The sequence below is a fragment of the Sphingosinicella sp. SM1-17 genome (genome assembly GCF_056821765.1).
Map to the genome: position 1 here is coordinate 931,356 of NZ_JBPDIO010000001.1, position 22,942 is coordinate 954,297.

Below are 22,942 nucleotides of genomic sequence, written 5' to 3' on the forward strand. Positions count from 1 at the left end.
AACGTTCTTGCGAACGATTATCAATAGAGGTCTAAACGACGGGGTAGCGAAGTCGCCCGAGGAACCGGCTCAGCGAAGGCAGGCGTTCGCCGGTTCCGCGCCAGCCTGCCTTGAACTTCTCGAACCGCATGACGTCGTCGATCCGGCGGTTCAGGAAAGCGCGGCTATCGGCGAGATCCTCCTTGTCGTCGTCGAGGAAGACCAGAGTGGCGGATCCGTAAACGCCGATCAGAATCGCTCGCTTGGAATAATGATTGAAGTCGGTCGCGCTGTCCCCGGCGACTCTCCAGATCCGATCGGCCGATCGCCACGCGAGCCGGGCGCCGTCGAGCGCGTTCTGCGGCATGGCGAGAATGGACAATCCTCGCCGAAGCGCCTCGCGGTGCGGCCGCATCCTTTCGAAGCGGAACAGGATCAGCTCGCGAATCCGTTCGCGGATCTTCATCGCCGCAATCCGCTCGGGCGGAAAGGCGTCGAGCATGGCCTTGTCGATCCAGTCGAACCAGCCGTCGATCATTTGCGGCTGCCCGCCCGGAAAGGCGAGCCGCGCCCGTTCAGGTGGAACCCCGAGCTCGTTCGCGGCCATGGCAAGCGCTTCGTCCGACCAGCCGTCGAACGTCGCATGGCCGGGGATCAGCGGCGCAAGAGCGGAACGCAGCTCGTCGAGGGTCATTTCGCGCGGATCGAGCATCAGCGCCTCAATGAGCCGGTGGGGCGTTGGTTGCAACCTTTCCGGACGGCAACCGAATGAGGACGAGGGCCGCGCAGATCAGGAGGGCGCCAGCGCCGTCCATTGCGGACAGGCGCTCGTCATAGACGATCCAGCCGATCAGGGCCGAAGCCATAGGCTGGGTGAGGAAGCAGAGGCCCACCACGACCGGCGAAAGATAGCCCATGGCGTAGACGAGCAGTCCCTGGCCGACGAGCTGGCTGCTGAGCGACAGCAGCAGGACCGGGGTCCAGTTGCCCGGGAGCACCTGTTCGCCGAGCGCGATCGAGAAAAGGAGAAGCGGGAGCGCCCCCGCCGCGGTCGAGACGGCGAGTACCTGCCAGGCACCCATCGCTCGGCGGGCGCGGTCGACCATCACCAGGTAGAGCGCGTAGAAGAAGGCCGCGAGCAGCGAAAAGAGGTCGCCGGTGAAATGGTCGCGGGAGAGCTCGAAGCTCGTTCCGAGCAGGAGCACGGCCCCACTCACGGCCAGGAATAGCGCCACGCCCTGAGTCGCGGCCGGGAGCCGACGCAGAAGAATGAAGCCGTAGATGGCGAAGAGGAAGCTGGCGAAGTTGCCGAACAACGTCGCATTGGCCAGCTTGGTTCTCTCGATCCCCTCGTGCCAGGCGGCGAGATCGGCGGCGAAGAAGAGGCCGCCGAGGGCAACGGCGGCGATCAGCCCCCAGCCGGGATAGGGCCCGCTCCGGCTCTGGCGAAGCGCCAACAGGCCGAGGACGGGGATCGCCAGCGACAGACGCCAGAAGCCGGCGGCAACCGGCCCCACATCCGTCATCCGAACCAGCCACGGCCCGAGTGCCAGAACGAGATTGGCAAGCAGGAGCGCCGGAAATGCGAAGCGGGGTGGAGCGGCGCCGGGCATGGTCGCGCGCTTGGAACCGGCCAGGCCTGGGGTCAAGCGAGCCGGTCGCGCAGCTCCAGCATCGCCAAGGCCGCCTTCGCCGCCTCGCCGCCCTTGTTCTTGTCGTTGGGGCTGGCGCGGGCGATCGCCTGGGCTTCGTTCTCGACGGTAAGAATGCCGTTGCCGATGGCGACGCCGTCGAGGGTCAGCGCCATCAGCCCCCGGGCGCTTTCGCCAGCGACGATCTCGAAATGATAGGTTTCGCCGCGGATCACCACACCCAGCGCGACATAGGCGTCGAACCGCCCGCTCTCGACCGCGATCGCGACAGCCCCGGGGATTTCAAGCGCACCCGGCACGGTCACGGTTTCGTGGCTGTGGCCCGCCGCTTCGATGACTTCGCGCGCCCCCTGCAGGAGCATGTCATTGAGATGCCCGTAGAAGCGGGCCTCGACGATCAGGATCCGCGCCATTTCAGCAGACCGTCGGGATCGGCCGTTCGCCGACGATAGTCAGTCCGTAGCCGGCCAGCGCCACCGGGGTGTGATGGCTGTTGGTCAGGAGGATCATGTCGTGAACTCCGAGCGCTGCGAGGATCTGGGCGCCTACGCCATAGTCGCGGAGCTGCTCGGTGTCGCGCTGTGCCGCCTGGCCGGACCGGACCTTGAGCGCCTGGCTGAGGGCGTCCGGCATCGGCCGATTGATGACGACGATGACTCCCGAACCTTCGGCCGCGATCGCCTTCATCGATCCTTCGAGCAATCCGCTGCGCTCATTGGCCTCCGCAAAGGCGTCGGCAAACAGGCTCAGCGAGTGCATCCGGACGAGCGTCGGCTGCTCGGCATCGATCCGTCCCTTCACCAGGGCGATCTGTTCGGTGCCCGAAGCCTTGTTGAGAAAGGTCTTGGCCGTCCAAAGCCCGCCCCAGCGGCTTTCGAACTGCGCTTCGGCAACCTGCTCGACCAGGCGATCCTTCTTGAGCCGATAGGCGATCAGGTCGCGAATCGTCCCGATCTTCAGATTGTGCAGCTGGGCGAAGGCGATCAGGTCATCCATCCTGGCCATGCTTCCGTCGTCGCCCATGATCTCGCAGATCACGCCCGAGGGATTGAGACCGGCGAGACGGGAAACATCCACCGCCGCTTCCGTGTGGCCGGCGCGAACCAGTACCCCGCCGTCGCGGGCAACCAGCGGGAAAACGTGTCCCGGAGTGACGAGATGCTCCGGGCCCTTCGAAGCGTCGATCGCAACCGAGATGGTCCGAGCGCGATCGGCCGCGGATATGCCGGTGGTCACCCCTTCCTTCGCCTCGACGGAGATGGTGAAAGCGGTCTCCAGCCGGCTGTCGTTGTGGCGTGGCATCAACGGAAGACCGAGCTGGTCGATGCGCTGCTTCGTGAGCGCAAGGCAGATCAGCCCACGGCCATGGCGCGCCATGAAGTTGATCGCCTCGGGCGTCGCCATCTGGGCGGGAATGACCAGGTCGCCTTCATTCTCCCGATCCTCGTCATCGACGAGGATGAACATGCGTCCGTTCCGCGCCTCGTCGATGATCTGTTCGGCCGTTGCCATGACTCCCCGGCTTCCATTGGCAAGGAAGCGCTCCAGCTTCAGCAGGGTGTCGGCGGTGGGATTCCAGTCGTCTTCGCCGAGCCTGCGCAGCGAATTGGGGTGGAGGCCGGCGGCGCGGGCAAGGCCGGCCCGGCTCATCTCACCGGTCGAGACGATTTCGACCAGGCGCTCGATCAGAATGGTGCTCATGGGCGGCGCCTATCACATTCGCGTGTGATGCCGCAACAGGCAATCACATCGAAGCGTTGCGAACCTCAAGCATTCGCCCGATATAGCGGGCCAGTACGTCGATCTCGATGTTGAGCTGCCGTCCAGGCCGCACATCGTCGAAGGTCGTCTGAGCGGCCGTGTGGGGGATGATATTGACTCCGAAGCGCACGCCCTGCCGGTCCGACTCGACGCGATTGACCGTCAGCGACACGCCGTCGAGGGCGATTGATCCCTTCTGCGCCACATAAGGGGCGATGTCCCCTGCCGCAGCGATGCTGAGCGACAATGAGTCGCCGACAGGCTCGACTCCCTCGACCTGGCCGATACCGTCAACGTGGCCCGTGACAATATGACCGCCCAATTCGTCGCCGAGCCGAAGCGCCCGCTCGAGATTGAGGCGCGCGCCCTGCACCCACATGCCCGGCGCGGCGCGGCTCTGCGTTTCGGCCGAAACATCGACGGCGAACCAGCGGTCCCCCTTGTCGACGACGGTCAGGCAGACTCCGGAACAAGCAATCGAAGCCCCAAGATCGACGGTCGCCATGTCATAGCCGCAGCCGATGCGCAGTCGCAGATCGCCGCGAGCCTCGACGGATTCGATCCGTCCCACATCGGTGATGATCCCGGTAAACATGCACTTCGCCCTTTGTCGTTGTGATCGCTGTAGGGGGCGTCAGACCCGATCGCGCTCGTAGACTTCGAGCCGGTCGATGCCAAGCAGCCGAGTTTCCGTCAGTCGCCACCGCCGGTGGGCATCGGCAAGGCTGTCGAGACCGATATAGCCGACCGACGATTTGCCCGCACCGATCAGGATTGGCGCTCGGTAGATCAGCATCCGGTCGACCAGGTCCGCGGCGAGAAAGGCGGTCGCCGTCGCCGAGCCGCCCTCGACGAGCAGGTCGTTGACGTCGGCAAGATCGAAGACTTCTTCCGGAGCGCCGAGCCGGGTCCAACCTTCCACCGCTTCTCCCCGGGTCAACAGCGCGCGGCGAGGCGACCGATCCTCCAGTCCGGGGAGCCGGACATCAAGGCGGGGTGAGTCGGTCAGGTAGGTGCCGCGTCCGACCAGGATCATGTCCGACCGCGCGCGCTCCAGGTGGACATGGGCACGCGCATCCTCGCCGGTGATCCAGCGGCTTTCACCAGACGGAAGCGCGATCTTGCCGTCCAGTGACATGGCGAGCTTCAAGGTGATGTACGGACGCCTCCGGCGGACCCGGCTCAGGAATCCGGCCAGCGAACGTTCCGCAGCGTCGGCGAGGATCCCGACGGCGACCTCCGTTCCGGTCGACCGCAGCCGCTCCAGCCCGCGCCCGTTGGTTCGCGGATCCGGATCGACGACAGCGACGACGATCCGCGCCGGGGCGGCCGCGGCCAGCAGTCCGGCGCAATCCGGACCGCGCCGGCTTTCGTGCGCACAGGGCTCGAGAGTCACGTAAACAGTGGAGTTTCGGGCCGAGTCGCCGGCTTGTTCCAACGCCACGGCCTCCGCGTGAGGTCGCCCGCCCGGCTGGGTCCAGCCGCGGCCGACCACCTCCCCGTCTCTGACGATAACGCAGCCGACATGGGGATTGGGCGCCGTCCGCCCTCTACCGCGCTCGCCGAGCGCGATCGCCGCCTCCATCCAGCGCTCGTCCTCGCTGACGGCCTCGCTCAAATTCCGAGCCGATTGAGATTTTCGTCAAGCCGCTGGAATTCGCGGCGCCTTTGCTCTTCCCTCGCCCGGCGCGCCTCCATGTCCGCTTTCTGCTTGGCCTTGATCTCCTCGTCCGAGCGATCCGCGGGCCAGCTCTCGACATAATAGATGGTCTGACGCGGCGTGAGATTGGTCTGGCCGTCCACATAGAAGGCGACGAGAATTCCGATCGGCATCAGCACCGAAAGCAGCGCCGCGATCCATTGGTGCCGCGGCCTCTCCTTCCAAAAGGCGCGTAGGTCGTTCCAAAGAACGCGCGGAGAGGCGGGGCGGGGCAGGGGCATGACGGCAAAGATAATGCGCCCCCGCGGCCACCGCCACCCCTTGCCCGGAGATCAGAGGTCCTGAAGCCGGAACGTCAAGGTGAGGACCTTCCGGCTCTCGACCGGACGACCGTCCAGCATTGCCGGCCGGAACCGCCAGCGGGCCCGGGCGTGGCGCTCGCTCGCCTGCCAGAAGGCATCGCTGGTCGCGCTCAGCTTCTCCACCGCCTTGACCCGTCCATCGGCGCCGATCGTCACTCTGAGCCGAACAACGCCTTCACGCTCGGCCCGCTGTTCGGAAGGCGGATAGGGCGGCTGCAGATCGTCGATGTAGCGGGGATCGAATTCGGCCTCGGTCCTGACCGGCGGCGGCGGCAGCGGCCGCTCGGCGGGTGGGGAAGGCACGATCTGGTCGCCGACCTCTCCAACCGGAGGGAGTGGCGGAAGTGGACGATCGTCGAAGGCAGGTTGATCGCTGGGTCGATCGATCACCCGTGGCGTGAGGTCGACCAGGCTTGGCTGTTGCGGTTGACGCTGGTCTTTCGGCTGCGGCTGCGGCTCTGGTCTCGGCTCAGGGTCCCGTGGCACGGGAACGTCGTAGATGATTGTGGGATCCGACTTGCGGACGAACTCGGGGCCCTTGATCATGATGACGGTTCCGAGCACTCCCGCATGCAAAAGCACCACCAGCGCCAGGCTGCTGGGGCTCATTCGCTTGGGCTGATAATATCCTCCTTCGGCCATCGCTCTTCTCCTCAGTGCATTACCGACGGGCCGAACGCCGACCCAGCGGCTGCTCTGATGATATACCATCACGTCATGTTATTCTATAACCGATTTCTCGGCGCTGGATCGATCGAGAGCGAATGTCAGGGCCGGGCGGCTGCAGCGCGAAGGCGCTCCACCGATTCGGCCTTGCCGATCAGCGGCAGCAGCACGGCCATTTCCGGCCCGCTGTCACGGCCGGTCAGGGCCCGGCGAAGCGGCAGGAACAAGGCCTTGCCTGACCGACCGCTCGCTTCCTTCAGCCGGGCGACGAGGTCCTGCCACGGCCGTTCGGACCATTCGATCGCCGAAGCCGTCTCCGCCGCCAGAGCCAGGAAGTCGCGATCTTCCTCGCTGGCTGCCTGCTCGACATGGCCGTGCAGGATTTCCCACCATTGGCCCGCCTCCGCGACGGTCTTGAGATTGGGGCGGATGGCCGACCAGTCCGCCTCGCCCATGCCTTGCGGGAGGCGGTCCCGGACCCGATCAAAGGGCAGCAGGTGAACGATCCGGGCATTGAGCGCGCCCAGCTCGTCGAGATCGAACCGGGCCGGCGCTCGGCCGAACGTCGCGAAATCGAAGGTTTCGATGAGCGGCTCCGGCTCGATGACCGGCTCGACCGGAAGGCTGGTTCCGATTCGCGCCAGCTTCGCCAGCAGCGCGATCGGCTCGATTCCGGATTCCCTCAGGGACTCCACGCCGAGCGAGCCCAGCCGCTTCGAAAGCTTGCCTTCCGAGCCGGTGAGGAGCGCCTCGTGAGCGAAGACCGGAGGCTCCGCCTCAAGCGCCGTGAACATCTGCAGCTGAAGACCGGTATTGGTGACATGATCCTCACCGCGGACGACATGGGTGACTCCCATTTCGATATCGTCGACGGTGCTTGGCAGCATGTAGAGCCAGCTGCCGTCCTCGCGGCGAATGACGGGATCGCTCAACAGGGTCGGATCGAGCTGCTGGTGGCCGCGGACAAGATCGTTCCACTCGATCGCGGAATCATGGTCGAGCTTGAAGCGCCAGTGCGGCCGCCTGCCCTCGGCCTCGAGCCGCGCCCGGTCCGAGTCGCTGAGCGCAAGCGCCGCCCGATCATAGACGGGCGGCTTGCCTCGGCCGAGAAGCACCTTGCGCTTGAGCTCCAGCTCCTGGGCCATCTCATAGGCCGGATAAGCCCGCCCGGCGGCGACCAGCCGTTCGAGTGCCGAATCGTAGCGGTCGAAGCGCGCCGACTGGCGATGCACCTCGTCCGGGTCGAGCCCGAGCCAGTGGAGATCCGAATGAATGGCGACGACATTTTCCTCGCTCGAGCGCTCCCGGTCGGTGTCGTCGAGGCGGAGGATGAACCTGCCGCCATGCTTGCGCGCCCAAAGCCAGTTGTGCAGCGCCGTCCGAATGTTGCCGACATGGAGCCGGCCGGTCGGCGATGGGGCGAAGCGAGTGATCACGGTCATATCCTCGGCCTCTAGGCAAGGCGGGCCCGAGCGGCAATGTCAGCTGGAAAGGGCAATGCTGCCGCGCGCCGATCGGACAGGACCGCTTCCGTGCCTCGGCTCTGCCATCGGTCGGCCCCTCATCGTCGCTCCCGCCGCCTGCCCCCTTTCCCGCGCCGCCCCGCCTCTCTAAGGGGTGTCACAGCAAAGTCTTAGAGCGGACCAAGGCATGAAACTCCTTTCGGGCAATTCGAACCAGCCTCTCGTCGAGGCGATCGCCAAATATCTCGAATTGCCGATCACCCAGGCGAGCGTGCGCCGGTTCGCGGACGAAGAGATCTTCGTCGAGATTCACGAGAATGTGCGCGGCGAGGACGTCTTCGTCGTCCAGTCGACCGCCTATCCCGCCAACGACAATCTGATGGAGTTGCTGATCTGCATCGATGCGCTGAGACGCGCGTCGGCAAAGCGGATCACCGCAGTGCTGCCTTATTTCGGCTACGCCCGTCAGGATCGCAAGCCCGGGCCGCGCACGCCGATCTCCGCAAAGCTGGTAGCCAATCTGATTACCGTCGCCGGCGCCAATCGCGTGCTTTCCGTCGATCTCCATGCGGGCCAGATCCAGGGCTTTTTCGACATTCCGACCGACAATCTCTACGCGGCGCCGGTGATGTCGGCCGACATCCAGGCCCGTTTCGCAGGACGGCCGATCACCGTGGTTTCGCCCGACGTCGGCGGCGTTGTTCGGGCTCGCGCCCTTGCGAAGCGGCTCGACAATGCGCCGCTCGCCATCGTCGACAAGCGGCGCGAGCGGCCCGGCGAGTCCGAAGTGATGAACATCATCGGCGATGTTTCAGGCCGCTTCTGCATCCTGATCGACGACATCGTCGATTCGGCCGGCACCCTCTGCAACGCGGCTGCGGCCCTCCGTGAAGGCGGCGCCGAGGATGTCGTGGCCTATTGCACGCACGGGGTCCTGTCCGGCGGCGCGGTGGCCCGGGTCGACAAGTCGGTGCTGAGCGAGCTCGTCATCACCGACTCGATTGCGGCTTATGATGCGGTCCAGGCCACGAACAAGCTCCGGATCCTGACGATCGCGCCGCTGCTCGCGGAGGCCATCAGGCGAATCGCCGACGAGAGTTCGGTTTCCAGCCTGTTCGACTGATCGAGGAGGCGCGCCGTCAACGCCGCACGGCTGCTCGCGGTCGACGGTCCGAGCGCTCGTCGTGCGTGACGTCTTCTGCTCAATCGCGACCGCGCCTGAAACTCGTCAGGCGGCAAGCGCGTCCAACGGCCTTGATTGTGCTTCATCGTTGACGTTTGCGGCGGAATCGGCCGGACTCCCGGCGACGAGCGTCGCGGCTGTCGGCATCGGTTCGGGAACGAGCCAGCGCGAAACCGCGACGAGCGTTCCGACCGCCGCATATAGAGCGATCGCTCCCACCGGACTCCAGAACAGACCCACGCCGAACAGCACCCTCAGGAGGGTGGGGCTGAAGCCGAAATCCTGCCCGAGCGCCTCGCACACGCCGAAGATCGTATCGTCGCGGGCAAACACTTCCTGACCTGCCATGACTCACTCCACTCCACTGCACTCGCCTCGTCCGGATCGCAGCCCGGGCTCGATGGCGCCCTTACCGGCAGCGCTTTTCTGTTCGATGCCGCCGCGGTCGCGGGATTGTTTCAATTGTCAGTGGATCGCGCGCGTTCGGAATCAACCGCGGGATGTCGCAATGGGCGTCACCGAGGGGGCGTGGCCGCACCTTGCTTTTCGGCGTCCCTCCCCATATAGGCGCCTGCTTTCCAGCCTTGGAAAATTGACGAACGGTCCGGCCGAAAGGGCTGCCGTGGCTGTTCCTGAATGTCGCAAAGGAGACGAAATGCCCAAGCTCAAGACGAAGAGCGGCGTCAAGAAGCGCTTCAAGCTCACCGCCACCGGCAAGGTGAAGCATGGTGTGGCCGGCAAGCGCCACCGCCTGATCAGCCACAATGCCAAATATATCCGCCAGAACCGCGGCACCACCGTCCTGTCCGACGCGGACACGAAGACGGTGAAGCTGTGGGCGCCCTACGGCCTGAAATAAGGAGGATATAGACCATGGCACGAATCAAGCGCGGCACGACCACGCGCGCCAAGCACAAGCGGATCCTCGATCAGGCGAAGGGCTATTACGGCCGCCGCAAGAATACGATCCGGATCGCCCGCCAGGCGGTCGAGAAGGCCGGCCAGTACGCCTATCGCGACCGCAAGGTGAAGAAGCGCTCTTTCCGGGCGCTCTGGATCCAGCGAATCAACGCCGCGGTTCGGGCCGAAGGCCTTACCTACGGCCAGTTCATGCACGGCCTGAAGCTCGCCGGAGTCGATCTCGACCGCAAGGTCCTGGCCGACATCGCGATGCACGAGGGTGATGCCTTCAAGGCGATCGTCGCCCAGGCGCGCGGCGCACTGCCTCAGCAGGGCTGACGCCGGACCCGTCGTGAAGGGGGCGCTGCGGAGCGATCCGCGGCGCCCTTTTCATTTCAGGCGCTGATAGGCGGGCAGGGTAAGGAACTCGGTGAGCTCTTCAGCAGTGACGAGTTGCGCGAACAGGCTTTGTGCCTCCTCCAGATGTTCTCCGGCGGCAGCCGCGAGCGACTCCATCTCCTCGCCGAGCAGCCGATCGAACAGTTCCCGGGTCAGGCGGCGTCCGTCGTCCAGCACTGCTTCGAATCGGAGCCACTGCCAAAGCTGGGTGCGGCAGATTTCCGCCGTCGCGGCATCCTCCATCAGGTTGTAGAGCGGGACCGCCCCGCGGCCGCCGAGCCAGGCGGCGAGATACTGAACGCCAACCCGGATATTCTCCCGGACACCCGCTTCGGTGCGCGGCCCGTCGTGCAGCTGAAGCATGTCCGGGCGCGTCACGCCGCTGTCGGTCCTGCGGTGGAGCTGGTTCGGTCCGTCGATCGCAGCGAAGGCCTCGAGCGCAACGGGCACCAGCGCCGGATGCGCGACCCAGGTGCCGTCATGACCATTGCGGACCTCGCGGATCTTGTCGGCTCGGACCTTTTCGAACGCCGCCACATTCGCCGCTTCGTCACCCTTGACCGGGATCTGCGCCGCCATCCCGCCCATCGCAAAGGCGCCGCGCCGGTGACACGTCTCGACGAGCTTCAGCGAATAAGCGGCGAGGAAGGCCTTATCCATGGTCATGGCGGACCGATCCGGAGTCAGTCGATCGGGTGAGCGGCCCAGTCGCTTGATGTAGGAAAAGATATAGTCCCAGCGCCCGCAGTTGAGGCCAACGACATTCTCCTTCAGGGCATGAAGAATTTCGTCCATTTCGAAAGCCGCGGTTATGGTCTCGATCAGCACCGTTGCCTTGATCGTTCCTCGCGCCAGCCCGAGCCTTTCCTCGGCAAAGGCGAAGACGTCGCTCCACAAGGCGGCCTCTTGGTGGCTTTCCATCTTGGGGAGGTAGAAATAGGGGCCGGAGCCGGCGGCAAGCGCTGCCTTGGCATTGTTCCAGAAATAGAGGCCGAAATCGAACAATCCGCCGGAGACCGGATCGCCCTCCACCGTGACGTGCCGCTCGTCGAGGTGCCACCCGCGCGGCCGGACGATCAGCACTGCCGGCGAAGCCCCAAGCGCATAGCGCCTGCCGCTGACCGGATCGTCGAAGTGGAGACGGCCTTGCCAGCGGTCCTTCAGGTTCACCTGGCCCTCGACCAGGTTCTTCCAGGTGGGAGCGGTCGCATCCTCGAAGTCGGCCATGAAGACCTTGGCTCCGGAGTTGAGCGCGTTGATCACCATCTTGCGATCGGTGGGACCGGTAATCTCGACGCGCCGATCGAGCAGATCGGCAGGGATCTCGCCCACCGTCCAATCGCCGGCACGGATGGCCGCGGTATCGGCGGGAAAGTCCGGCAGCTCCCCGGCGTCGAACGCCTTCTGCCGCTCCCTCCTTGCCGCCAGCAGGGCCCTTCGCCTGTCGTCGAATTGCCGATGGAGCTCGGCAACGAACGCCAGCGCCTCCTCAGTCAGCACCTCTTCGGATCGGTCCACGTCCGACGCTGTAACCCGGGCCGGTGGTTCGGCCAAACCCGACTCGATCATCGAAAGGCCTCGGCAGCGATGCTGTAGCGAGTCGTGGCCGAACTGGTTTGGGGGCCGTAGGTCAGCCGGATCCACTCGTTGCGGGCCTTCCTCTCATCCTCGAACGGACCCACCATCTTCTCGGTGCCGGGAATCAGGGAGCGAAACTCCGGACCCTCATATTCCCCGCCGACCACCCAATAGCGCTTGCTCATGTCAATCTCCTCACTCTGCCGCGATGGCGGCGATGAACTGATCGGCCTCGGTCGAACCCGCGAGTGCCGTGGTCGACGCTTCCCCGCCCGAAACGGCCTGTGCGACCAGATCGAAATAGCCGGTCCCAACTTCCCGCTGGTGGCGGGTGGCACTGTAACCCCGCGCCTCGGCCGCGAACTCGGCCTGCTGGAGGTCGGAATAGGCGGCCATTCCCCGGTCGCGATAGCCGCTCGCCAGGTCGAACATGGACAGGTTCAGGCTGTGGAATCCGGCAAGGGTGACAAACTGAAACTTGTAGCCCATCGCTCCGAGCTCGCGCTGGAACCTGGCGATCGTCGCCTTGTCCAGCTTGGCCTCCCAGTTGAAGCTTGGCGAGCAATTATAGGCCATCATCTTGCCAGGAAATTCCCGCTGGACCGCCTCGGCAAAGATGCGCGCTTCCTCCAGATTGGGGTGGCTCGTTTCCCACCAGAGCAGGTCCGCGTGGGGCGCGAAAGCGAGCCCTCGCTTGATACAATGTTTCAGACCCGTTCCCTCCTTGAGCCGGAAGAATCCTTCGGCGGTGCGCTCGCCGATCAGGAATTCATGGTCGCGCTCGTCGACGTCGGAGGTGATCAGCTTCGCGCTTTCGGCATCGGTGCGAGCGATAAGAATCGACGGCACGCCGCAGACGTCCGCCGCGAGCCGGGCGGAATCGAGGTTGCGGATATGCGCCTGGGTCGGGATCAGTACCTTGCCGCCGAGATGGCCGCATTTCTTCTCGGCCGCGAGCTGGTCCTCGAAATGGACTCCGGCGGCACCCGCCTCGATATAGGCCTTCATGATTTCGAAGCAGTTGAGCGGGCCACCGAAACCCGCTTCGGCGTCGGCGACGATCGGTGCGAACCAGTCGTGTCGGACACCGCCCTCGCTATGCTCGATCTGGTCGGCCCGCTGCAGGGTCCTGTTGATCCGACGGCAAAGCTCGGGGCCGGCATTGGCCGGGTAAAGCGACTGGTCCGGATACATGGCGCCGGCCGTGTTGGCGTCCGCAGCGACCTGCCAGCCCGACAGGTAGATGGCCTTCAGGCCCGCGCGAACCATCTGCATCGCCTGGTTGCCGGTGACGGCGCCCAGAGCATGGACATAGGATTCGCTGTTCAAGAGTTCCCACAACCGCTCGGCGCCTCGCCGGGCAAGGCTGTACTCGATAGTTGTCGATCCGCGCAGCCGCTCGACATCGGCGGGTGCGTAGGGACGGGTGATACCCGCAAACCGGCCCTCGGGCGCTTGGACGATTGTTTCGAATCCGCTCATATCTGCCTCACTTTCTGCAGCGAGGAGAACGCGGGTTCGCCGCCATGGCACCGGTGAAAAGGGTCGAGCAGTCGCAGCTTGTCTTGCTACCTTTGTAAAGTTGTGACAGAGTTACAAGCCGTGGCTGAGCGCAAACTCTATCTTGGCGGACGGATCCGGCGCCTGCGACGCGAGCTCGGCCTCAACCAGAGCGCCATGGCCGCCGAGATCGGCGTTTCCCCCTCCTACCTCAACCATTTGGAACGCAATCAGCGACCGGTCACGGCACAGGTCCTGCTTCGCCTCGCCGAGGCTTATGACGTGGACCTCAAGAGCTTTGCCGCGGAAGGGGCCGAGGCCACCGGTCCGGAGCAGCTTGCGGAGATCTTTTCCGATCCGATGTTCGCCGATCTGGGGATACCGCGGTTCGAACTGCTCGAGGTCACCGACAACGCGCCATCGGTCGCGGACGCGGTTTCGCGGCTCTATTCCGCTTTCACCGAATTGCGTCGCCAACCTCCGATCGAGGGAGAGCGGGAGGGCAATTCACCGCTGACTCCGGAAAGCTGGGTGAGGGATTTCATCCAGGCCCAGCGCAATCACTTCCCCTATCTGGAAGAGGCGGCCGAAACCCTGGCCGGCGCACTGGGCAATCCCCTCGCCATCGCCGAACCGCTCCGGCGGCGCCTCAAGGAAGGTTTCGGGGTGGAAGCCCGGATCGTTCCGCCCGAACTTCTCGACGGCGCCAGCCAGCATTTCGACCTTCATCGCAAGCGGCTGATGCTTTCGGCGCTGCTTCGACCGGAAAGCCGAACCTTCGGCCTCGCCTACCAGCTCGCCTTGCTGGAATTCCGGCCGCTGATCGCCCGAATGATCGAGGCAGCAACGCCCCCGGACGCTCCGACCCGTCGGCTGCTGCACATGAGCTTCGCCAATTATGCGGCGGGCGCGATCATGATGCCGTACCAGCCTTTCCTCGAGTCGGCCGAGCGACACCGTTATGCGATCGACCGCCTGTGCGCCGAATTCGGCGCCAGCGTGGAGCAGGTTGCCCACCGGCTCACCACGCTGGGGCGGACCAGCGCCAAGGGCGTACCCTTCTTCATGCTCAGGGTCGACGCCGCCGGGAACATCTCCAAGCGGTTTGCCGGTGAGAGTTTCCCCTTTTCCCGATTTGGCGGCACCTGCCCGCGCTGGAACCTTCACGCCGCCTTTCAGACTCCCGGCCGGATCGTCACTCAGGTCGTCGAAACCCCCGATGGCCAGCGCTTCTTCACCCTCAGCCGGACCGTCGAGCGAGCTGTCCGGCTCGACCCGCGCGAGGACAGTTCGCTCGCGGTCGGGCTGGGCTGCGACGTTCGCCACGCTACCCGGATCGCCTATGCCGACGGGCTCGACCTTTCCGATCCGCTGGTCACGCCGATCGGCCCGGCCTGCACCGTCTGCCCGCGCATCCGCTGCCCGCAACGGGCCGCTGCTCCGGCCGGTCGCACCCTCACCGTGAACGAGATGCGCAAGACGGTGTCTCCCTTCCCCTTCCTTGGTGGGTGAGTCGTCAGAGCGCCTTGAAATTGAAGAACGCATTCAGGAAGAAGACGAGGATTCCGGCCACCGCGGAGGCGACCAGTCGCGCCACCAAGTAGTGGAGGCCCACCAGCTCCACCAGCGAGGCGAAGGCGAGCATGGTGACGACCAGCCCGATTCCGGCATTGGCCAGGAAATAGACGTAGCCGCTCGCGAGTCCACGTTCGGTGCCTCGGAACACCCAAATCCGGCAAAGGAGATAATGGACGCTCATCGCGACCAGGAAGGCCGCCGCCGCGGCGGGATAATAGCTGAAGCCGGCCTGCTCGACCGCGACCCAGAGCAGGCCGAGATCGAGGGCGAAGGCCAGGATGCTCGCAAGCGTGTTTCGCCCGAACAACCGCGCTGCCTGCGCCGGCTGGCTGCCGGCGCGGCAGCGGGATGTCTCATAGAACATGGAGGGATCAACGCGCAGAGGCCGATCCGTTCCCGGGAAGAATTGCTCGGCCGGTCTTCACGGCTCCAGCCGGAGAAGAGTTAGTCTCACGCGTACGGGCGCGCCTTCAGAAGCGGCCGAAGCCGCCCATTCCGCGTCCGCCGATCGAGCGGCGGCCGGCAAAACGGCGGAAGAGATAGCCGATACCGGCGGCGAAAAGCAGTCTCCTGAGCATGACGTCCTCACTTCTTGTTGTACGGACCGCGAAGCCATGGCCGCCAGGAAGGTTCCGCCGGCAAGCCGAGCGGAGGGCTTTTATCGGCAGCCCGGACTCGTCTAAGGCCGCCGGTCATGAGTGACCTTGAACAGCTGCGCTCCGTCATCCTGGCCCGAATTGCCGACGCCGCCGATCTTTCCGCACTCGAGGCGGAGCGAGTCGCAGCGCTCGGAAAACAGGGGTCAGTGACCCAGCGACTGAAGACGCTCGGCGGCATGACGCCAGAAGAGCGGCAGTCGCAAGGGCCGCAGATCCACGGCCTTCGCGAAGCAGTGACTCAGGCCATCGCCGAGCGCAAGGCGGCCCTGGAAGCGGCCGAACTCGAGCGGCGGCTCGCGACCGAGACGCTCGACATGACCCTGCCTGTCGACACCGGCCCGCAGGGAAGTGTTCACCCGGTCAGTCAGGTGATGGACGAGCTGTCGGAAATTTTCGCGGACCTCGGCTTTTCCGTCGCAACGGGGCCGGAAATCGAAGACGACTGGCACAATTTCACGGCCCTCAACTTCCCGCCCGACCATCCGGCGAAGGCCATGCACGACACCTTCTACTTCGAGCAGACCGATCCGAACGGACTGCCGATGCTGCTTCGCACCCATACTTCGCCGGTGCAGATCCGAACCATGGTCGACCAGAAGCCGCCCATCTACGTGATCGCTCCCGGCCGAACCTATCGATCCGACAGCGACGCCACCCACACGCCGATGTTCCATCAGGTGGAAGGGCTGGTGATCGATCGCGGGATCACGCTCGGCCATCTCAAATGGACTTTGGAAACCTTCCTCAAGGCCTATTTCGAGCGCGACGACATCGTCCTTCGACTTCGCCCGAGCTACTTCCCCTTCACCGAGCCCTCGGCCGAGGTCGACGTCGGCTACCATATGGAGAATGGCCGCCGTGTTCTGGGCGGGACCGAGCGCTGGATGGAACTGCTCGGCTCCGGAATGGTCCATCCCAATGTCATCCGCAATTGCGGCCTCGACCCGGACGAATGGCAGGGCTTCGCCTTCGGCTGCGGGATCGACCGACTGGCCATGCTGAAATATGGAATGGACGACCTTCGCGCCTTCTTCGACGGCGACATACGCTGGCTGAAGCATTACGGCTTCTCCGCGCTGGACGTGCCGACCTTGAGCGGAGGAGTCGGCGCATGAAGTTCACCCTTTCCTGGCTCAAGGACCATCTCGAAACGACGGCAGGCGTCGACGAGGTGGTCGAGGCGCTCACAGCGGTCGGGCTCGAAGTCGAGGGCGTCGAAAATCCGGCGGACCGGCTGAAGCCGTTCGTCATCGCCGAGATACTGACCGCACAGCCGCATCCGCAGGCCGACAAGCTGCAGGTGCTGACCGTCGACGCAGGCACCGGCGAAGCGATCCAGGTCGTCTGCGGCGCCCCCAATGCGCGCGCTGGCCTCAAGGGCGTGTTCGGTCCGCCCGGTGCCTATGTCCCGGGAAGCGACCTGACCTTGAAGGTCGCCGCGATCCGGGGAGTCGAAAGCCGCGGGATGATGTGCTCGATCCGCGAGCTGGAGCTAGGCGAGGAGCATAGCGGGATCATCGAACTGGCGGAGGATTCGCCGGTCGGTGCGAGCTTCGCCCAGCATGCCGGTCTCGACGATCCGGTGATCGACGTCGCCATCACGCCGAACCGGCAGGACGCGATGGGAGTCTATGGCATTGCCCGCGATCTCGCTGCAGTCGGGCTGGGGAGGTTGAAGCCGATCGACGTCCCGGCGATCGAGAGTCGCTTTCCCTGCCCGATCGAAATCCGCACCGATGACCCGGAGGGTTGTCCGGCCTTTTACGGCCGAGTCGTTCGCGGCGTCCGCAACGGCCCATCGCCGGCCTGGCTTCAGCAGCGGCTCAAGGCGGCCGGCCAGCGGCCGATCAGCGCCCTGGTCGACATGACCAACTATATCATGCTGTTATTCGGCCGGCCGCTCCACGTCTATGACCTTGGCAAGCTCAGCGGCGCGATTGTCGCCCGCCGCGCCCGCGCGGGCGAGGAAGTGCTGGCGTTGAACGGCAAGACCTATCGGCTCGATCCCGCAATGACCGTGATCGCCGATGATCGCGAAGTGCACGACATTGGCGGGATCATGGGCGGCGAGCATAGCGGAGTCACCGAAGAGACGACGGATGTTCTGATCGAGTGCGCCTATTTCGATCCGACCCATATCGCCCGCACCGGACAGAAGCTGGCGCTGGCGTCGGATGCCCGAACCCGGTTCGAGCGGGGGGTCGATCCGGACTTCCTGGTGCCGGGGCTCGAGATCGCCACCGCGATGGCTCTGGACCTGGTTGGCGGCGAACCGTCGGAGCTGGTCCGTGCCGGAAAGCCGCCGAAGCTGGAACGGACGATCGCCTACCGGCCGCAGCGCTGCGCCGAACTTGCCGGCCTGGACGTCCCCGCCGAACGGCAGGCCGACATTCTCCGCCGACTGGGATTCGAAGTGAGCGGCTCGGACATTCTTCAGGTTGGCGTGCCGTCATGGCGTCGCGATGTCGAAGGCAGCGCCGACATCGTCGAGGAAGTCGCTCGAATTGAAGGGTTCGACAAGATTCCTTCGACCGCGCTGCCCCGCGCCGCTGGCGTTGCGAAGCCCACCGCCACTCCGGATCAGTTGATCGAACGCAAGGCACGGCGCACCGCCGCGGTTCGAGGGCTCCACGAAGCCGTCACCTGGAGCTTCATTTCCGAGGCCGAGGCCGAGCCGTTCGGTGGTTCCGCCTGGGTGCTGACGAACCCGATCAGCGAAGAGCTGAAGGTCATGCGCCCGTCGCTCCTGCCGGGCCTGCTCGGAGCCGTCGCCCGGAACCTCGCCCGGGGAGCCGAAAGCGTCCGCCTGTTCGAGCTCGGACGCCGCTATTTTGGCGATGGCGAGCGGCCGACGATGAGCCTGGTGCTCGCCGGCGACAAGTCCGCGCGGCATTGGCGGCGGGGGCCGGCACAGCTTTTCGATGCCTTCGAAGCCAAGGCGGAAGCACTGGCGATCCTCGCGGCGATCGGTGCTCCGGTCGACAATCTCCAGGTGCTGGGCGGCGCCTCCGCCACCTACCATCCCGGCCGATCCGGCCGGCTGGGCCTCGGCCCGAAAACCATCCTCGCCGAGTTCGGCGCCCTTCACCCGCGCGTGCTCAAGGCGTTCGACCTGAACGGCCCCGCGGTCGCCGCCGAGATCTTCCTCGATTCGATCCCGCGCAAGCGTTCGAGCGGACATATGCGGACGGCTTATGCCCCGCCGCCACTTCAGGCGGTGAAGCGGGACTTCGCCTTCCTCGTTCCGGAGCAGCTCGCGGCCGACCAGCTTATCCGAGCCGTCCGGGGCGCCGACAAGACCGCCATCACGGACATAAGCCTGTTCGACGTCTTCACCGGCCAGGGCGTCCCGGAAGGTCAGAAGTCGCTTGCGGTCGAGGTCACTCTTCAGCCCGGCGAGAAGAGCTTTTCCCATGAGGAGCTGGAGGCGATTTCCTCGCGAATCGTCGCTGCCGCGGCTAAGCTCGGCGCGGTCCTCAGGGCCTGAGGCGGACAAGCGGGCGCCGACTCGCTTGGATTGCAGCCGCGAAGTTCTCGCTGCCGATCCATTGCCTTGCAAGGTGCCAGCGCCGAAGCCCTTCGGCGTATCTACTGGGTCTGGACGAGTTCGTCCGTCACCTCCCAATGGCCGTCGAGCCAGGCGACAATCTCGCGTGCTGCCGGGTGATCGAAAGCCGAATAACGCTCGCGCAGGCTGGCGCGGCGATCGCCGAGACGATCCAGCCCCCGGTCCTGAAGGACAATCAGGTCGCGCTGAATGCGCTGCGCCAGCTCGCCCCCGAGCACCTCGACCGCCGCTCGGGAGAAGGCCGCGCCATATTCGTAATGCTCGGCCGCGGCATAGCTTTCCACCAGAGTGAGAGCCGGGATCAGGCTAAGCACCGGCTGGGAAGCCGGGTTGATGCCATGGCCCGACAGGTGGGCACCGATCGCTGCGGGACGACCGGTGAAGGCGCGCAGATGGAGGTGCCTCGACATTCGCGCGCCGTCATTCACGGGGTAGTTGTCCCAGAGAAACGGTTTGCGGCCGAGCAAATCGGCAATCCGATCGAGATGACCGGGCGAAAATTCCCGGCTCACCACTTCCTCGCCCGTCCACATGATCTCGATCGAAGGATCGAGGAGCCGGCCGAGCTGTTCGAGATACTGGTCGGGTCGACGACCGAAGGCGACGTCCAGGACCGGATCGTCGGAATAATATGAAGGGCAGACGAGGATCCGCGTTGCGGCGCTGCGTTCGGCGGCGAACTGGACAATCGCCGCCTGCCGTTCGGCAAGATCCGGCACGTCGCCCCGCATGTCGTCGAAGAGAATGGCAAGATCGTCGAACTCGAGAGCGTTCAGTTCGGCCACTTTCCGGGCGATCAGGTCCTGCCATCCCGTCCCGGTCTGAAGGTGCAGTTCGAACGGCGTCAATCCGATTCCGAAGCGCATGCCGGCTTCCCGGCAGAACCGGCCGAACTCCGTCAGCCGTTCCAGCTCTTCCACCGGATGCGGCTCCTGCCATCGACGGCGCAGCCAGGGATCCGCCTTGGGGGCGTAAAGATAGAAGCGATAGCCGCGCGGCGCGAGAAACCCCACGGCGTGGCGCCGATCGTCCCAGCTCCACGGCCTGCCGAAAAAGCCTTCGATCAAGCCGAGCTCAGGAGTCACGCGCTCGGCTCCAGACCATTGATCGCCTGATGCACCGCCGCTTCGATTTCCTTCCTGGGTAGCCCCGGCGGGAGCGCCGGACCGAAGCGGAACGTCACGATACCCGGCCGTTTGACCACACGGCCGCGCGGCCACAGCCGGCCGCTGTCCAACGCGACCGGCACGACCGGCAGCTTGAGGGCGCGATAAAGGCCGGCAAAGCCGGGCTGGAGCGGTGGCTGCTCACCCGGAGGTACTCGGGTGCCTTCGGGAAAGATGACGATCGGCCGTCCTTCGCCGATCGCCGCCTCGGCCGCGCGCATCATCCGCCTCAGCGCTGGGGCGCCCGCCGAGCGGTCGACCGGGATCACGCCGTACCGCTTCACGACCCAGCCCCACAACGGGATGTCGGCCAGTTCCCGCTTCAGCACGATCGCGGGTTCCCTGAGCATCAGAAGGATTTCCAGCGTCTCGAACATCGATTGGTGCTTGGGCGCAACCAGCACGGCCCCTTCCGGCGGCCGGCCTTCGACCCGGCTTCGAATTCCGAGCAGCCATTTGGCGCACCAGCGGTGGAAACGGGCCCAGCCGTGCGCCCAGGCGCGGACCGCCCGAGTGCCGAACAGGCTGATCGGAAAGGACAGCAGCACGGCAATCACGGTCCAGGAATAGAAGACGAGGGCAAAAGCCGCCGAACGGATGAAGTGGACCAACTTTGGAGCCATGATCCTATATGCCGATCAGGTCCGCGGCGCGGCCAAGCAGATATTTGTTATATTCGGTGAAGATCTGCGAGAAGCTGGGATCGGTCGGGACCGCATCGGTGATGATCGTCACCTCTTGGCCGATCCGCTTGCGCAGTTCGTAGCCCGCGCGCGGCATGTGCAGATCGTTCGTGACGAGACGCATGGAGCCGAGCCTTCGCCGCTCCATCCAGCGCGCCACCTCATCGGCATTCGATCGAGTGTCGAACGCCTCCCGCCCCAGAGTCACGCAACAGTCGAGCAGCCCTTCGTCCACCTCGTAGGCGGCGGCGAGTTCCTGCGCTCGAACGGTTCGGGCGACGCCGGAGATCAGCATCCGGTCGGCCCGCTGCTGCTCAAGCAGCTCGAACCCCCGTTCGAGCCGCCCCTTGCCACCGGTGAGGACCACGATGGCGTCGGTTCGCTCGTTTCCGGCGGGTCGCGGCAGCAGCGCTGCGAAGGCGGCGTAGCCGAGCACATAGGCCAGCAGAATGAAGGCGGTGAATCGGCCCAGGTATCGGATCATAGCATTCGGCCCAATGCGCGCAGGATGGTGAGGCGTGCAACCAGCATGGCGAGAATAACGCCGAACAGGGGCAGAGCGATCAACGCTCCCCAGGCCTCGCGCGGGAGGGCAGCCGAGCCAAGCAGCTCCGATCCTAGCGCCGAGACCCTGTCTCCTATCGCGATCAGAACCGCCCCGGCAAGAATGAAGCCGATCAATCCTCCGAACAATGCATCGAGCGCGATCCGCCGCTGGAAGAGCCGCGCCACCTGGACGTCGGTCGCTCCCATCAGGTGAAGGATCTCGATCGTGTTGCGGTGGGTGTCGAGCGCCGCGCGTGCGGCAAGGACGACCGTCGCCGCAGTGGCCCCGATCATCAGCAGCACGAGACCGCCTGCAAGCCATTGCAGCGCCGTGATCAGCGAGGCGACGGGAGCGAGCCAACGCGCACTGTCGTCCACTCGGGCCGCGGGCGCCACTTCGGCGACGGCCGTACGCAATCGATCCAGGTCTGCCGCCTCGGTGCCGGAGGCGAGGTCGACGTCGATCAGAGCAGGCACGGGGAGATCGCCTTCGAGACCGCCGGCGCCGATCCAGGGTTCGAGCAGGGCCTGGATCTCCTCGTCGGGAACCTGGCGGACCTCGGCCACGCCGGGCTGGCTCCGGAGCATCTCCGCGGCGGCCTCGGCTTGGGCCCGACGGAGACTCGGATTGGCCTCGATCACCTGAACCGTCACGCGCTGGTCGATCTGGTCTTCGAGGCGCGAGGCGGCGCCGGAAAGGCCGAGGCCAGCGGCGGCGGCGAGGATCGTGAGGAACATCATGATCGCAATCACCCAGGGCATCGGACCGGCCATCCGACCTTCGGGAAGCAGTCCTCGCTCCGCCGCTCCGAATCTGCGGATGCCGCCCCTCATGGCTCCGCTCTCCGCGGCGGATTGCGCAGGGCTCCGGTCGGATCCGCGATCTGGCCCCGATCCAGCCGGAGCATCTCCGCCCGCTGTATCCGAGCGAGCAGGTGGAGATCATGGGTGGCGACGATCACCGTCGTGCCGAGCTTGTTCAGGGAATCGAAGAGATGGAGGAGGCGCAGGGCCATTTCCGGGTCGACATTGCCGGTCGGTTCGTCGGCGACGAGCAGTTCCGGCCGGCCGATGACGGCGCGGGCGATGGCCACTCGTTGCTGCTCTCCCCCCGAGAGCGTCGCCGGGCGGGCGCTGGCCCGATCGCCGAGCCCGACCCAGGCCAGCATCTCGCGCACCGGAGTTTCCAGGTCCCGGTCCTCGACTCCCGCAACCCGGAGCGGAAGAGCGACATTGTCGAAGGCCGACAGGTGCTGGACCAGCCGGAAATCCTGAAAGACGACTCCGATCCGTCTCCGGAATCCGGGAAGGCGCGCGCGGGGCATGGTAACGATGTCCTGTCCGAACAGTCGGATCAGTCCCCGGCTCGGCCGCAAGGCGAGATAAAGCAGCTTCAGCAGGGAGGTCTTGCCTGCACCCGAGGGTCCGGTGAGGAAATAGAAGCCGCCTTCCTTCAGCGAGAAGGTGAGATCGGACAGGGTCTCGGCCCCGGTCCCATAGCGCAGCCCCACATTTTCGAACTGGACGATCGATCCGGTCGCGTTCAGACCCGCCTCCCACCGCTAGCCGGCACCCGACCAATGGCACGGCGGGAGCATCCGCTTCAAGCGGATCGCCTCGCAAATACCTGCATTTGCTT

The 22,942-nt window shown here is 65.4% G+C and carries 25 protein-coding genes; 6 read left to right on the top strand and 19 right to left on the bottom strand.

Features of this window, described 5'->3' with window-relative positions; genetic code table 11:
• Nucleotides 1-31: 31 nt before the first annotated feature.
• From ACRYLT_RS04690 to gltX, 9 genes are all read right to left on the bottom strand, one after another.
• Nucleotides 32-691: a COQ9 family protein gene (locus tag ACRYLT_RS04690; RefSeq protein ID WP_482662947.1), complete on the bottom strand. Its 660-nt coding sequence runs from the start codon at nucleotides 689-691 to the stop codon at nucleotides 32-34.
• A 7-nt stretch (nucleotides 692-698) separates the two neighbouring features.
• Nucleotides 699-1,592 (bottom strand): DMT family transporter, encoded by an 894-nt coding sequence (locus ACRYLT_RS04695; RefSeq protein ID WP_482662948.1) that lies wholly within the window; start codon nucleotides 1,590-1,592, stop codon nucleotides 699-701.
• A 32-nt stretch (nucleotides 1,593-1,624) separates the two neighbouring features.
• Nucleotides 1,625-2,044, bottom strand: a complete 420-nt coding sequence (gene ribH / locus ACRYLT_RS04700) for a 6,7-dimethyl-8-ribityllumazine synthase (protein WP_482662949.1) — start codon at nucleotides 2,042-2,044, stop codon at nucleotides 1,625-1,627.
• A gap of 1 nt (nucleotide 2,045) precedes the next feature.
• On the bottom strand, nucleotides 2,046-3,332 hold the full coding sequence (gene ribB, locus ACRYLT_RS04705) for a 3,4-dihydroxy-2-butanone-4-phosphate synthase (protein ID WP_482662950.1): 1,287 nt from the start codon (nucleotides 3,330-3,332) through the stop codon (nucleotides 2,046-2,048).
• A 43-nt stretch (nucleotides 3,333-3,375) separates the two neighbouring features.
• Nucleotides 3,376-3,987 (bottom strand): riboflavin synthase, encoded by a 612-nt coding sequence (locus tag ACRYLT_RS04710; protein ID WP_482662951.1) that lies wholly within the window; start codon nucleotides 3,985-3,987, stop codon nucleotides 3,376-3,378.
• Nucleotides 3,988-4,026: 39 nt separating this feature from the next.
• Nucleotides 4,027-5,010, bottom strand: a complete 984-nt coding sequence (ribD, locus tag ACRYLT_RS04715; RefSeq protein ID WP_482662952.1) for a bifunctional diaminohydroxyphosphoribosylaminopyrimidine deaminase/5-amino-6-(5-phosphoribosylamino)uracil reductase RibD — start codon at nucleotides 5,008-5,010, stop codon at nucleotides 4,027-4,029.
• Nucleotides 5,007-5,231: a hypothetical protein gene (locus tag ACRYLT_RS04720; RefSeq protein WP_482662953.1), complete on the bottom strand. Its 225-nt coding sequence runs from the start codon at nucleotides 5,229-5,231 to the stop codon at nucleotides 5,007-5,009. The genes ribD and ACRYLT_RS04720 overlap by 4 nt, the downstream gene beginning before the upstream one ends.
• Before the next feature lie 153 nt (nucleotides 5,232-5,384).
• Nucleotides 5,385-6,056 carry an energy transducer TonB gene (locus tag ACRYLT_RS04725; RefSeq protein ID WP_482662954.1) on the bottom strand — a complete coding sequence of 224 codons (672 nt, stop codon included), beginning with the start codon at nucleotides 6,054-6,056 and terminating at the stop codon, nucleotides 5,385-5,387.
• Between the two features lie 125 nt (nucleotides 6,057-6,181).
• Nucleotides 6,182-7,522: a glutamate--tRNA ligase gene (gene gltX, locus ACRYLT_RS04730; RefSeq protein WP_482662955.1), complete on the bottom strand. Its 1,341-nt coding sequence runs from the start codon at nucleotides 7,520-7,522 to the stop codon at nucleotides 6,182-6,184.
• Between the two features lie 208 nt (nucleotides 7,523-7,730).
• On the opposite strand from gltX, the gene ACRYLT_RS04735 reads away from it, so the two are divergent.
• Nucleotides 7,731-8,666: a ribose-phosphate pyrophosphokinase gene (locus ACRYLT_RS04735; protein WP_482662956.1), complete on the top strand. Its 936-nt coding sequence runs from the start codon at nucleotides 7,731-7,733 to the stop codon at nucleotides 8,664-8,666.
• Between the two features lie 105 nt (nucleotides 8,667-8,771).
• On the opposite strand, the gene ACRYLT_RS04740 is transcribed toward ACRYLT_RS04735, so the two are convergent.
• A complete protein-coding gene (locus ACRYLT_RS04740; RefSeq protein ID WP_482662957.1) occupies nucleotides 8,772-9,074 on the bottom strand; it encodes a PspC domain-containing protein in 303 nt (100 codons plus the stop codon).
• A gap of 307 nt (nucleotides 9,075-9,381) precedes the next feature.
• Between ACRYLT_RS04740 and rpmI the strand changes: the two genes are divergently transcribed.
• Complete coding sequence (gene rpmI / locus ACRYLT_RS04745) at nucleotides 9,382-9,585, top strand: 50S ribosomal protein L35 (RefSeq protein ID WP_166092132.1); 204 nt, start codon at nucleotides 9,382-9,384, stop codon at nucleotides 9,583-9,585.
• Between the two features lie 14 nt (nucleotides 9,586-9,599).
• The gene (gene rplT / locus ACRYLT_RS04750; RefSeq protein ID WP_482662958.1) at nucleotides 9,600-9,965 is read left to right on the top strand and encodes a 50S ribosomal protein L20; all 366 of its coding nucleotides are present in this window, start codon (nucleotides 9,600-9,602) and stop codon (nucleotides 9,963-9,965) included.
• 51 nt (nucleotides 9,966-10,016) lie between these two features.
• Here the strand turns inward: rplT and aceB are convergent, their stop codons facing one another.
• From aceB to aceA, 3 genes are read right to left on the bottom strand one after another with little or no spacing between them, the layout of a single operon-like run.
• The gene (aceB, locus tag ACRYLT_RS04755; RefSeq protein ID WP_482662959.1) at nucleotides 10,017-11,594 is read right to left on the bottom strand and encodes a malate synthase A; all 1,578 of its coding nucleotides are present in this window, start codon (nucleotides 11,592-11,594) and stop codon (nucleotides 10,017-10,019) included.
• Nucleotides 11,591-11,788, bottom strand: a complete 198-nt coding sequence (locus tag ACRYLT_RS04760; RefSeq protein WP_482662960.1) for a DUF4170 domain-containing protein — start codon at nucleotides 11,786-11,788, stop codon at nucleotides 11,591-11,593. Before ACRYLT_RS04760 ends, aceB begins: the two co-directional genes overlap by 4 nt.
• A gap of 10 nt (nucleotides 11,789-11,798) precedes the next feature.
• Nucleotides 11,799-13,085, bottom strand: a complete 1,287-nt coding sequence (gene aceA / locus ACRYLT_RS04765) for an isocitrate lyase (protein ID WP_482662961.1) — start codon at nucleotides 13,083-13,085, stop codon at nucleotides 11,799-11,801.
• Between the two features lie 120 nt (nucleotides 13,086-13,205).
• Between aceA and ACRYLT_RS04770 the strand changes: the two genes are divergently transcribed.
• Nucleotides 13,206-14,615, top strand: a complete 1,410-nt coding sequence (locus ACRYLT_RS04770) for a helix-turn-helix domain-containing protein (protein WP_482662962.1) — start codon at nucleotides 13,206-13,208, stop codon at nucleotides 14,613-14,615.
• Between the two features lie 4 nt (nucleotides 14,616-14,619).
• On the opposite strand, the gene ACRYLT_RS04775 is transcribed toward ACRYLT_RS04770, so the two are convergent.
• Complete coding sequence (locus ACRYLT_RS04775; protein WP_482662963.1) at nucleotides 14,620-15,045, bottom strand: GtrA family protein; 426 nt, start codon at nucleotides 15,043-15,045, stop codon at nucleotides 14,620-14,622.
• Between the two features lie 330 nt (nucleotides 15,046-15,375).
• Here ACRYLT_RS04775 and pheS point away from each other — a divergent pair, with 330 nt between their 5' ends.
• Together pheS and pheT are read left to right on the top strand one after the other, a co-directional pair.
• Entirely contained in the window at nucleotides 15,376-16,455 is a 1,080-nt protein-coding gene (pheS, locus tag ACRYLT_RS04780; RefSeq protein WP_482662964.1) for a phenylalanine--tRNA ligase subunit alpha, read from the top strand.
• On the top strand, nucleotides 16,452-18,827 hold the full coding sequence (gene pheT / locus ACRYLT_RS04785; RefSeq protein WP_482662965.1) for a phenylalanine--tRNA ligase subunit beta: 2,376 nt from the start codon (nucleotides 16,452-16,454) through the stop codon (nucleotides 18,825-18,827). The genes pheS and pheT overlap by 4 nt, the downstream gene beginning before the upstream one ends.
• Before the next feature lie 101 nt (nucleotides 18,828-18,928).
• Here pheT and ACRYLT_RS04790 read toward each other — a convergent pair whose 3' ends face one another.
• Genes ACRYLT_RS04790 through ftsE form a run of 5 tightly spaced genes read right to left on the bottom strand, consistent with a single transcriptional unit; the run spans nucleotide 18,929 to nucleotide 22,850 of the window.
• Entirely contained in the window at nucleotides 18,929-19,993 is a 1,065-nt protein-coding gene (locus tag ACRYLT_RS04790) for a beta-N-acetylglucosaminidase domain-containing protein (protein WP_482662966.1), read from the bottom strand.
• A complete protein-coding gene (locus ACRYLT_RS04795) occupies nucleotides 19,990-20,697 on the bottom strand; it encodes a lysophospholipid acyltransferase family protein (RefSeq protein ID WP_482662967.1) in 708 nt (235 codons plus the stop codon). Before ACRYLT_RS04795 ends, ACRYLT_RS04790 begins: the two co-directional genes overlap by 4 nt.
• Before the next feature lie 4 nt (nucleotides 20,698-20,701).
• The gene (locus ACRYLT_RS04800) at nucleotides 20,702-21,241 is read right to left on the bottom strand and encodes a YdcF family protein (protein WP_482662968.1); all 540 of its coding nucleotides are present in this window, start codon (nucleotides 21,239-21,241) and stop codon (nucleotides 20,702-20,704) included.
• The gene (locus tag ACRYLT_RS04805; RefSeq protein WP_482662969.1) at nucleotides 21,238-22,137 is read right to left on the bottom strand and encodes a cell division protein FtsX; all 900 of its coding nucleotides are present in this window, start codon (nucleotides 22,135-22,137) and stop codon (nucleotides 21,238-21,240) included. The genes ACRYLT_RS04800 and ACRYLT_RS04805 overlap by 4 nt, the downstream gene beginning before the upstream one ends.
• Nucleotides 22,134-22,850 carry a cell division ATP-binding protein FtsE gene (gene ftsE, locus ACRYLT_RS04810; protein WP_482665396.1) on the bottom strand — a complete coding sequence of 239 codons (717 nt, stop codon included), beginning with the start codon at nucleotides 22,848-22,850 and terminating at the stop codon, nucleotides 22,134-22,136. The genes ACRYLT_RS04805 and ftsE overlap by 4 nt, the downstream gene beginning before the upstream one ends.
• Nucleotides 22,851-22,942: the final 92 nt, after the last annotated feature.